This window comes from Bradyrhizobium sp. 159, from assembly GCF_023073795.1.
Classification (GTDB): domain Bacteria; phylum Pseudomonadota; class Alphaproteobacteria; order Rhizobiales; family Xanthobacteraceae; genus Bradyrhizobium.
Map to the genome: position 1 here is coordinate 1 of NZ_JADPKE010000052.1, position 10,958 is coordinate 10,958.

The 10,958-nt window shown below is 59.9% G+C and carries 9 protein-coding genes and 1 pseudogene; 4 read left to right on the forward strand and 6 right to left on the reverse strand.

The genetic code is table 11. From position 1 onward, the window contains the following. A pseudogene (locus tag IVA96_RS13950) lies at positions 1–473 on the reverse strand (transposase); the annotation flags it as partial. A gap of 132 nt (positions 474–605) precedes the next feature. Further along, complete coding sequence (locus IVA96_RS13955) at positions 606–1,238, reverse strand: tyrosine-type recombinase/integrase (protein WP_247417853.1); 633 nt, start codon at positions 1,236–1,238, stop codon at positions 606–608. A 326-nt stretch (positions 1,239–1,564) separates the two neighbouring features. On the opposite strand from IVA96_RS13955, the gene IVA96_RS13960 reads away from it, so the two are divergent. Next, a complete protein-coding gene (locus IVA96_RS13960) occupies positions 1,565–1,753 on the forward strand; it encodes a hypothetical protein (protein ID WP_247355921.1) in 189 nt (62 codons plus the stop codon). Positions 1,754–1,973: 220 nt separating this feature from the next. Here IVA96_RS13960 and IVA96_RS13965 read toward each other — a convergent pair whose 3' ends face one another. The 3 genes from IVA96_RS13965 to IVA96_RS13975 all read right to left on the reverse strand — a co-directional run bounded on the left by IVA96_RS13965 (position 1,974) and on the right by IVA96_RS13975 (position 4,400). After that, complete coding sequence (locus IVA96_RS13965) at positions 1,974–2,144, reverse strand: RNA polymerase sigma factor region1.1 domain-containing protein (protein ID WP_247417855.1); 171 nt, start codon at positions 2,142–2,144, stop codon at positions 1,974–1,976. Between the two features lie 225 nt (positions 2,145–2,369). Further along, positions 2,370–3,383, reverse strand: a complete 1,014-nt coding sequence (locus IVA96_RS13970; RefSeq protein WP_247417857.1) for a methyltransferase — start codon at positions 3,381–3,383, stop codon at positions 2,370–2,372. Positions 3,384–3,419: 36 nt separating this feature from the next. After that, entirely contained in the window at positions 3,420–4,400 is a 981-nt protein-coding gene (locus tag IVA96_RS13975; RefSeq protein ID WP_247417860.1) for a tripartite tricarboxylate transporter substrate binding protein, read from the reverse strand. A gap of 171 nt (positions 4,401–4,571) precedes the next feature. Between IVA96_RS13975 and IVA96_RS13980 the strand changes: the two genes are divergently transcribed. Next, the gene (locus tag IVA96_RS13980; RefSeq protein WP_247417863.1) at positions 4,572–6,131 is read left to right on the forward strand and encodes a winged helix-turn-helix domain-containing protein; all 1,560 of its coding nucleotides are present in this window, start codon (positions 4,572–4,574) and stop codon (positions 6,129–6,131) included. Between the two features lie 203 nt (positions 6,132–6,334). Here the strand turns inward: IVA96_RS13980 and IVA96_RS13985 are convergent, their stop codons facing one another. Beyond that, complete coding sequence (locus IVA96_RS13985; RefSeq protein ID WP_247417867.1) at positions 6,335–7,918, reverse strand: winged helix-turn-helix domain-containing protein; 1,584 nt, start codon at positions 7,916–7,918, stop codon at positions 6,335–6,337. 133 nt (positions 7,919–8,051) lie between these two features. Between IVA96_RS13985 and IVA96_RS13990 the strand changes: the two genes are divergently transcribed. Both IVA96_RS13990 and IVA96_RS13995 read left to right on the forward strand, forming a co-directional pair. Continuing rightward, a complete protein-coding gene (locus IVA96_RS13990; RefSeq protein WP_247417870.1) occupies positions 8,052–9,251 on the forward strand; it encodes an ABC transporter substrate-binding protein in 1,200 nt (399 codons plus the stop codon). Continuing rightward, the gene (locus tag IVA96_RS13995; RefSeq protein WP_247417873.1) at positions 9,248–10,504 is read left to right on the forward strand and encodes an FAD-dependent monooxygenase; all 1,257 of its coding nucleotides are present in this window, start codon (positions 9,248–9,250) and stop codon (positions 10,502–10,504) included. Before IVA96_RS13990 ends, IVA96_RS13995 begins: the two co-directional genes overlap by 4 nt. The last annotated feature ends 454 nt before the right edge of the window (positions 10,505–10,958 follow it).

Genomic DNA, 10,958 nt, shown 5'->3' on the forward strand with positions numbered 1-10,958 from the left:
CCTTCTGCCGATTGGCATCGGCCTTGATTAGGCTCGCATCGACTGCAAATCCTTCACCGCCGACCAGTCGTTCCTCGATGCAGCGCCGCAGCACGCTCTTGAACACGCGACGGAAGAGATCGCTCTGCCGGAAGCGGCCATGCCTGTTCTTGGAGAATGTCGAATGATCGGGCACCGTCCCATCCAGACCGAGCCGGCAGAACCACCGGTAGGCCAGCTTGAGGTGAACCTCATCGCACAGGCGCCGTTCCGGTCGGATGCCGAAGCAGTAACCGATCAGGAGCATCCGGATCATCAGTTCAGGATCGATCGAAGGTCGGCCGATGCTACTGTAGAAGGGTGCCAGGTCCTGCCTGATCTCTTGCAGATCGACAAACCTGTCGACCGATCTCAAGAGATGGTCGGCGGGAATATGCTTCTCGAGCGAGAACTCATAGAACAAAGCAGCCTGTTCGACTTCGATGCCCCATCATGATCTTCAGTCCTGCCAATTAGACAGACTGAATCACTGATATCTCTGAGTCGCAACTGCCGCCTTTTTCAACAAAATCGGCCCGGAGCGGTCTGCGAGAGCAGAGCAGAGCGCGTCTGCTCTGCTCTCGAATTCAGACGTCAACTTGTTCTGCTATCGCGAGGGCGTCGTCGACCTCGATGCCGAGATATCGAACCGTACTCTCGATCTTGGTGTGCCCTAAGAGCAGCTGCACGGCTCGCAGGTTACCGGTTCGACGATAGATCAAGGTCGCCTTGGTCCGACGGAGGGAATGCGTCCCGAACAGGTGCGGGTCTAGTCCAATGTCAGCGATCCAGTGTGATAGGAGCCGGGCATACTGGCGGGTAGTCATGTGCCCAGTCCGCCGCCGACCAATGAACAGGTATTCGCCTGACTTTCTGCCGGTCACCCGCAAGTAGTCGTCGATCGCCTGACGGGTCGATTCCGTCAGTTCAAATTTGACAGGTCGGCCGGTCTTTTTCTGTCGGACGCTCGCGCGGTCGGCTGCATATCCGCCTGGCGCAACGTCATCCACTTTCAACGCTACCACGTCGCAGCCGCGAAGCTTACTATCTATGGCAACGTTGAACAGCGCCAGATCTCGCATCCGGCCTTCGACCTGGAGCTTGGTTCGGATCGACCAGACATGCTTGGGACGGAGGGGTGGCTTCGCGCCGACGATCTTTCCTTTATTCCACGGGGTGCGTTTCGAAGCGGCAGGGGTAGCGCTCAGAGCATCGGTCATGGTGACCTCCTCAATCGTGAGGCTGGTCATTTTCCGCCTGGAACCCTTCCGATCCTGCGTCCGCCTTCAGACGATTGGAAACGTACTTGCGTGCAATTCGAGCGATGGGAGGCCCGAAACCCAAGGCGGACATTCCGAGCGCTGTTGCGAGCGTCGAAGCGTGCTGAGCGCAGATGTCGGCTTCTGCTGTTCGGCTAGTACTTGCCGCGGCTCCACTGAGAGCCTCAACGGAACCAGGAACAATGTCCAGGCGATCTGATTGGAACGTCGTACGTCCAAACCAGGATAGCTTCCGGGGAGGCGTCTTTTTCAGGAAGGAGCCAGCAATGGATGACGAACGGAAATCATCAAAAGCGGGGGAACGGGCCGCTGAAGGCTTGCGCGACGCGACTGCTAAGGAAGAAGCGAAAAACGAGAGCAAGACGGGACACGACCTGGCCAAGGGCGCTGATCGCTTCGAAGAACGCTCTAAAAGCTCCGATGGAAGAAGCGCAAAAGAGAAACAAAAGGGGTGAATGAATACAGCAGACCTCGCGCTTTCCGTTGAGGACCCAACCGGGACCGGTACTTGGCTGAGATGGCCATCTGCCCAGCTGCCGTTGGCGAGGCTCTCTGAGATCCGCCACCGGCCCATCAGCGAAGTTGCGGTCCAGGTCATTGAGGTCTGCTTGGCAAGGCATGGCGGACCAGATTTGCTCACGTCGAGTTCTTCGCATTTTGACCCGTTGCAGACCTTCAGTCTCCTTCAATCCAAATTCCTGCTTCGCTAAGGGCGTTCAGAAACCGGTCAATGTCTTTGGGGTCCAATACTCGGCTGTCACACAGCTCATTCAGCTCATCGAAGGTAATCTTACCGTCAGGTCGGCCGATTTCGATGGCTCGTCGAATGATTTCTGACACGTTCATGTTCTCTCCGTTTCAGCAGTCTCTACTATAGTGGGAGAGAGGCGGCTTGTGGCCCATCACGTCCCTTGGCACAGCGCAACGAGATGTCCGGATTGCGGCGTACGCCGGAAGTGACCCGCCGAGGGGCAAGCCGAAGCGATTGACCCGAAACGGACTCAGAATTGGCGGATGCGGGCTCACGTGTCCCCCCTAACGGTCGTGGGTCGGAGCAATGGGGCAGTTTCCCTAGTTCTCGCCGCTTCTGAACTGGATTAGACTGAACACGCCAACATCTGCCGTCCCGATTAACCTGAAGCCGGCCGATGCGGCCAGCTTGCGATACTCGGCTTCCGTGCGCTCGCGGCCACCAGGTCCCCGCAGCATGTTGAGGTCACTCATGGCGCAAGAAAGGCTCTCCGGTCCAGCTATCGCATCGGGCATGATCCGTTCGATTGCGATCAAGGTTCCGCCCGCAGGCAATGCATCCCTACAATTGCGCAGGATGACCTCGCAACGATCGTCTTTCCAATTGTGGAGGATGCTCTTCATCAGGATCGTGTCGGCGCCTCTCGGAATTTCTTCGAAGAAATTGCCGGCCACGAATCGGCCGCGATCGGCGATACCGAGCCGTTCGAAATGCGCACAAGCCTCTGCTTCGCAGCGAGCCAGGTCGAACACAACACCCTCAAGATGCGGGGTGTGCTGAAGCACCCCGCCGATCAATTCGCCGGTGCCGCCGCCGACATCCATCACTATGCGCGCGGCCGAGAAATCGTGAGCCGCGATGATCTTTGGAACAATTGACCGCGTGAGGCTGACCATGGCGGCGTTGAACCGACGGGTCCACTCCGGCGGATTGCCAGCTGCAGCATAGCGATCGTCGCCATCGCCCCGCAGCTGCGCCGCGGTTTTGCCGGTACGGACCGAAGCGAGCAAACCGCTCCAGGACTGCATGAGCATTTCACCCTCGAAGATAACCCAGTCCTTGAAAGAGGGATCGCCAGCCCGGTCGAGCTGCCGCCCGAGATCGGTCATGGCAAACCGGCCCTGCTCGGCTTGCCTGCAGAGGCCAAGTGTCGTCAGGGTAATGAGCAGTCTCCGCAACGCACTCTCCTCGGCGGACACGAGGCTCGCGAGCTCGGCCACCGACTTCGTCTCACCGCCGATTGCCTCGGCAAGATTGAGCATTGCCGCCGTATAGATTACCGCGGTGATGCGGTGCGACTGCACGAGCTCATACACAGATGCTAACTGGCACATGCGCTCCCTCCCTAGATACCCAAGCTCAAGCCTATTTCAGTCGGTTGGGACAAAGCCGGTCGACCGGACGATGTCCTTCCACCGCGCTGACTCAGATGCGATCAACCGCGCGAAGTCGTCCATGGCAATCGAATCGGGCTCGACGGCGAGCTTTGCCATGCCGGATTTCACCTCCTCGGTGAGGAGAGCTGCCTGAATCGTCATATTTAGCTTCTGGACGATTGGGGCAGGCGTCTTCGCCGGGACGAAGAACCCATACCACGTCAGATCTTCGAGCGACGGATATCCGGCCTCCCGCACCGTGGGCACCGCGGGAACAAACGGGCAGCGGCGCGGCCCGGTAGTCACCAGCGCACGTAGATCTCCGGATCTGATGAGTCCAAGCGAGCTGCCGACGGGCATGATGGCCGACGCGATCTCGCCCTTGACCAGATCCTGGATGGCGCCATTGCCTTGGTAAGGCACGTGAAGAAAATCAAATCCCGCGATGCGCCCGAGCATCGCACCGATGAAATGCAGTGTCGTTCCGGCGCCTGCGGTCCCGTAGGTGGCGAAGTTCGGGTTGGCCTGACACCAGGCGACGAACTCCGCGAGCGTGGTTACGTTCCCAGGCGCTTTCGGGCCGACGGTCAGCAGCGTCGGGGTCGAGGCCACGGTCGACACAGGCGCGAAATCCTGCGGCTCATACCCCAGCCTTTTATAAACGTGTGGAAAGAGCATCATGAAGCCGAGTGGAGCGAACAGCATCGTCGATCCGTCGGGGTCGGCGGCTTTCACTGCCTCCGCGGCAATGCGACCGGCTGCGCCAGGGCGGTTCTCCACCACGATCGTTTTAGCATAGTCGCTCATTTGGCCGGCAACGAGCCGCGCGAGCGCGTCCTGCAGGCCCGGTGTGAAGCCTGTCAAAATGTGCACGGTTTTTGCGAACGGCTGCGCGTGCACCCGCGGCACGAGGCCGGCGGCGGAGACCGCGACTGCAGCCGTCCACGCCGTAAGTACGTCACGACGCGTCATCATCACTCGTACCCCTGATCCACGCACCGTGCCGGCAATGCGCCGGCGCGGGCTCTGGGATGTATCAGGTCAGGAATGGACGAACTTGGTCGTCGGCTTACTTTTTCCTTACCGGCAGCTTATCCTTGCGTCTGAAGGTATCATGCCAATAAATCACAGTTGCGGGGAAGTGGTTTGCGCTATTTCTTTGAAAGCTGTTCTTTTGATACTGACCAGCGCGAGTTGCGCCGCGGGCCGGACGTAATCGCGGTTGCGCCGCAGGTATTCGACCTGCTCGAATATCTAATCTGCAATCGGCAACGCGTCGTCAGCAAAGATGATCTGATTAACGCAATCTGGCAAGGTCGCGCCGTCTCGGACGTGGCGTTGACCACGCGCCTGAACGCGGTACGGAAGGCAATAGGCGATTCCGGAGACGAGCAGCGCCTCATAAAGACTTTCCGTCACAAGGGCGTCCGCTTCATTGCCACTGTGCACGAGGCGCCCGATCGGAAGGCGCCAACTATCACAAGCGATCTACTGAGACCTGCCCATGACAAGCCTTCGCTCGTCGTTCTGCCGTTTGTCAATCTCAGTCCCGATCCTAAGCAGGACTACTTCGTTGACGGCGTCACGGAGAGTCTGACAGCCGACCTTTCGCGGGTGGCCGGCATCTTCGTGATCGGCCGCAATACGGCTTTTGCTTTCAAGGGAAAGCATGTCGACCTGAAGCAGATCGGACGCGATCTCGGCGTTCGCTACGCCCTCGAGGGAGCCGTGCAGTTAGGTAGAGGCCGGATGCGCATCAACTGTCAGCTTATTGATACCGAGACTGGCAACCACGTCTGGGCCGAACGTTTCGACAAACCAATCGCGGACCTGTTCGATATGCAGGACGAGATCGGTGCCCGTCTTGCCAATGAGTTGGGAACTGAACTCGTCAGCGCGGAGGCGCGCCGCGCCGCGCGGGCGCCGGACGTGGATTCTATGGACTTCTATTTCCAGGGCATGGCAAGCGTAAATCGCGGATCTGCCCCTGACAACCTGGCGCAGGCACGACACTTCTTCGAACAGGCTCTCAACCGCGATCCAACCAATCTTGATGCTATGGTGGGGATGGCGTTCGTCGATACCACGCGGGCTACGTCGATGCTGATCGACCGGATGGCGCCCCTGCGCGTAGTCGAAACTTCCTTGGCGAGGATACTTGGTCAAGTTCCTAACCACGCGATGGCCCATTGCCTTATGGGCGTCGTGCAGATCTTCACCAAACGAGCCGCTCAAGGCATTGCCGAATGTGAACGGTCTCTGGCGCTCGACCGGAATTTGGCTGCGGCTCACGCATGGATCGGACTTGGCAAATGCAATCTGGGTCATGCCGAAGAGACTGAAGCCTACGTCATGGAATCCTTCCGGCTCTCTCCGCGCGACAACAGGGCCTTTTCCTGGATGAATACAGCGGGGGTGGCGCAGTCGTATCTCGGAGTCGATGAGGCGGCTGTTCACTGGTTTAAGCGCTCCATCCAGACCAACCGGAATATTGCGCCGTTTGTCCATTTCTATCTCGCCGCCGCGTTGGCCCATCTCGGGGAGCTCGATGAAGCACGTACTCATCTGCAGGCGGGGCTTACTCTCATTCCGGCCTTCAGCATCGACCAGTTTCACGCCAGTTCGCCATCGGACCATCCGACTTGTCTGGCGCAAAGAACTCGTATTGCTGAAGGTCTACGCAAGGCTGGTCTTTGCGAGAGCTAATTGTCGACCGGACCCGCCTGGTTGTCTGCTGTTGGCCCGATGCTGCCTCTCTCGAAGTTCGTCCTAGTGTCGGCTGTCGAGGGTAGACCGGAAGCGACTTGCGGCGAGCTAGACCGCCGATTTGACCTGAGTGGAATTCTCTTGGTAGGCCGGAGCAATCGACCGGACACTAAGCTGGGTCCGAGTTTTGTCTGGCCTTCAAACTATCCTTCAGGCACGCCGGCCAGGCGCATCCCCTCATAAAAGCGGAGATGAGCTGGACTATCGACTCTAGGCTTGGTGCGGTAGCGGCGGATGGTGAAGCCGGGATCGAGTGCAAGGCCGGCTAAGGTGGCGGCGCGTGCCTCCTGCACGTCTCCCACCAGCGCCAGCGCGGTTGCGAAGTGAAAATGGGCGAGCGCGTGATTTCGGTTGCATTCGATGCTCCGGCGAAACCAATCGACGGCCTCGCTGTCTGCGGCGATGCTCAATTTGCCGAGCCCCACGAACATGTACCAGAGATAAATGCGCGTATCGTGCGGTGACAACCGGAGTGCTTCCCGGACGTGTTCCTCGACCTCTTCCCCGCGACCAAGCAGAAACTTGCCAAGTCCGATGAATCCATGTGCATCCGCCAAATTCGGATCCAGCAGGAGTGCCTGTCGGCATTCGGCGATGCCACTCAGTACGCGCCTGGTCTGCATTTGAACGGCGCCGAGCAGCATGTGAGCTCTCGGATGAGAGGGCGCGTGAAGAAGCACCCTATTCAAGGCAGTCTCTGCAGCTTCAAACTGCACGGATGGGTCGTCGGTCAGGAAGGCTGATGCTACGGAGACGTCGATCTGGGCGGCGGCGACCGCCGCTTCAACGTTGCCAGGATCAAGCGCGAGCGCGCGCGCGAAGAAGTCCCGCGCCTGTGCCAAGAACACCGGCGTCACGCCCTTGTTGATGCAAGCCCTGCCTTGAAAGTACAAATCCATCGCATCAGGACGGGGCGAGCGTTCTGCGCGTCTCGCTTCGGCTTTGATGAGTTCGGCGTTCAAGGTGTTGGCGAGGCGCGCCACGATCTCGTCCTGCATGTCCAGCAGGTCCGCGGCGGCCTTGTCAAATCGCTCGGCCCACACATGACCTCCGGTCTCAGTATCGGTCAGCTGCGCATTCAGGCGAAAACGGTTGGCGCCGCGCTGCACCGAGCCCTCCAGCACGTAGCGCACGTTCAAGTCACGGCCAATCTGCCTGGCATCGACGGCTCTTCCTTTGAACGTGAATGCAGTGTTGCGGCCGACCACGAACGATCCGGCAATGCGCGACAAATCCGTCGTCAGACATTCCGTTACGCCATCGACGAAATAGTCCTGCGCGGGGTCGCCGCCGAGGTTCGCGAATGGCAGTACGATGATCGACAAATGCGGCATCGGCGAAGACGCCGGCCGCGCTTCGATCTCAGAGATCTCCACCGTGCTGCCGGAGACGACCGGCGCGTCGATCGGCTTGTCATCGACCACCAACATGTAGCCGCGGCGCGGCAGGGTCTTCAGAGCCGGCCGGCCGGCGTCTCCCAGGGCACGTCTGATGTCGCCGATCGCCTGGACGAGGGAGTCCTCCGTGACCTCACAGTCCGACCAGACCTCGTCCATAATCTCGTCCTTGCCGACCAGGTGCCCAGCCCGTATCGCAAGCAGCCGCAGTACCGCCCAGGCGCGCGGACGCAAGGGGACGATGTCGCCGGCCCGGTCGCGCAAGGTATCACGGACCAAGTCCACGACCCGGTCGCCGATGACAATGGAATGCTGAGACGATTTCAACAAGGGCGCCTCGGAATGCTGCTTTCGGAAAATTTCGGCGAAGTTTCGGGACGCAGGAGGGATTGTACAGCATCATCTTACGGTCCGGGATAGCAAAACGCGTCCGATCGAAGCCGCCAAGCCGAGGTACGTCTCCATGATCCGGCCCCTGATTCTTGCGACCCTCACTTTCGCGATCGCCGGCCCTGCACCCGTTGCCGGGGCGGATAAGAAATATGGCCCCGGCGTCAGCGCGACCGAGATCAGGATCGGCCAGACAGTTCCCTATAGCGGGCCGATCTCGTCGCTGAGCCGCTTCGGCCGGATCGAAGCGGCCTATCTCAGGATGATCAACGCCGCGGGCGGCATCAACGGCCGCAAGGTGACGCTCGTGTCGCTCGACGACGCCTTCACGCCGGCGAAGACGGTGCAGCAAACTCGCAAGCTCGTCGAAGACGACGAGGTGCTTGCGATCGTCGGGTCGGTCGGCACGCCGACCAACCTTGCCGTGGCGAAATATCTGAACAGCAAGCAGGTCCCGCACATCCTTCTGCTTGCCAGCACGCCGAAGCTCGACGACCCCGAGAACCTGCCCTGGACGACCACGTTCATGATGCCGCAGCCGGCCGAGACCAGGATCTACGCCGAGTATCTGCTGAAGACCAAGCCTGACGCGAAGATCGCCGTGATCTATCAGAACGACGATCTCGGCAAGGGCAATTTGGCCGGCTTCAAGGCGGCCCTCGGATCGCGCGCTTCGACGATGGTAGTCGCCGAGGCCGGCTACGACATCATGGAGCCCACGGTCGATTCACAGATCGTGGCACTGAAGGCCTCCGGTGCCGATACGCTGTTTCACGCTTCCAATGCACGCTTTGCCGCGCAGGCCATCCGCAAGGCGCATGAACTGAACTGGAGGGTCCAGCATGTGCTTCTGTCGGGCGTCAGCAGCATTTCAGCTGTCCTGCGTCCTGCCGGACTTGCAGCCGCGAAAGGGGCGGTCAGCGCGTTCTGGCTGAAGACATCAGAGGATCCGATGTGGGATGACGATCCCGGCATGCGCGAGTATCGGGCCTTCATGAAGGAGTGGGCACCGAACGACGATCTGGAGGAATCCATTTTCCCCTATGCGACTGCTCAGATCATCGTCGAAGTCCTGAAGAGATGTGGCGACGACCTGTCGCGGGAAAATCTCATCAAGCAGGCCACCAGCATCGAAGGACTTCAATTGCCGACCTTCCTGCCCGGCATCACGATCAATGTTACTCCAATGAGCCGGATCGGATGGAGAAAGGCCAGGATGGCCCGCTTCGACGGAACTAGATGGGTATTGCTCGATGATGTCGCCGACAATTGAAGATTTTCGTTTTCGAAGATATTGGTGTGTGGAACGAATCAATGTCGGACAGACTGAAGATCGCCATCGTCGGGGCCGGGATCGGCGGCTTATCTGCGGCGCTGGCGCTGAGCGCGCGGGGCATGAACGTCACGGTTTTCGAAGGCGCCGGGTCGCCGCGGGAGGCCGGGGCCGGATTGTCCATCCCTCCAAATGCGCTGATCTTGCTCAAACGCACCGCGCTTTGCGATGAACTCGAGAAGATCACCACAAGGAGCCACGGCCTGACGCGACGGACGTCAAAGGGAGAGCCCGTCCCTGCCGGGACGTCCACGGGGCCAAGCTATCAGGTTCACCGCGCCGAGTTCCTCGAGATGCTCCTTGGTGTCGTGAAAGCGCCAGTCCGGTTTGGGCATCGTTGTATCGCCGTCGAAGAAGCGCCAGCCGGAGCGCGATTGGTCTTTGCCAATGGTGCCATCTGCGATGCAGACGCCGTCATCGGTGCGGATGGCATCCATTCGGTGGTCCAACGCCAGATCGGCCTGACGGCGCACCCTGCCAGCGAAGGCATCGTCGCCTATCGCGGCCTGGTGCAATCGGAAAAACTCGCATGGGGCGCGGAGCTGCGTGGCCTGAATATGTGGATTGGCGATGGCCGCAGCTTCATCTGCTTCCCGGTGTCGCAGGGGCGGCTGATCAATATCGTCGCCTTCGTTCCGAGCATGCGCGACATGGAGGAGACCTGGTCCGCGCCGGGCAACGTCAGATCGCTCGCAGCCGAATACGACGGCTGGGATGCGCCCGTTCGAGACTTGATTGCGGCGCTCGACCAGACGTTTCGTTGGGGCATCTACGATCGTGCGCCCTTGCCGTATTGGTCGCGCGGACATGTGACGCTTCTCGGCGACGCCGCCCACCCGATGGTGCCCCATTTCGGGCAAGGCGCCGGGCAAGCCATTGAGGATGGCTTCGCCCTTGCCGTCCTGCTGGAACACGCGAAACGCGACGAGATCCCCGCACGCCTCAAGGCTTACCAAGACATGAGGCTGGCGCGGACCAGTCGCGTTCAGGCCGCCTCACGCCTGGCCGGCCGGTTCTACCGATCTGTCGGCGATCGCGGTCAGGCGGAAAGATTTCAGGCCTGGATGTCAGCGGCGGAATGGATATTTCCGTACGATGCAGAGGAGGCTGCATCGGCAGTTCTGAACCAAGAATTCAGCTCCAGCGTTTGCCAAGGCACGCCTAAAAAAATTCCGCATCTGCCTCATCTGTGAAGCTGCGGCGCTAGACGTGGTCCGCTCATTTTTGAGCACCGGACCAAATTTGCTCAAACTGAGGTCTTCGCAGTTTGACCGATTCTGTTGAAAAAGGCCGGCAGTATTTAGTTGTAATAGCTCCGTCGCGGCTTGGCCGAACTGCTCAACCGCCTCTATGCGAGCCTCGGCTTGGGCATCGGGATTCAGCTTGGCCATCTTGGGATAGCGAAGCGTCATCGGCCACGGGCAGGGTTACGGTCCGGCATCGGGGGAGGCGGACCGCTTCTGTGTTTCGTTCGCCCCCTGCCATCAGCGCCTTCACGCGCCTCGAAATCGCCCGAACTTCACAGCCGAATCGGACAATCAGGTGGTACTGTCAAACGCCATCCGGAACTGCCCCCTTTGCGTCATGAAGAACTGCCCCCACCATCGCGATTATGATCTCGGTTGAAGGTTGTTTCCGCCGGTGGCG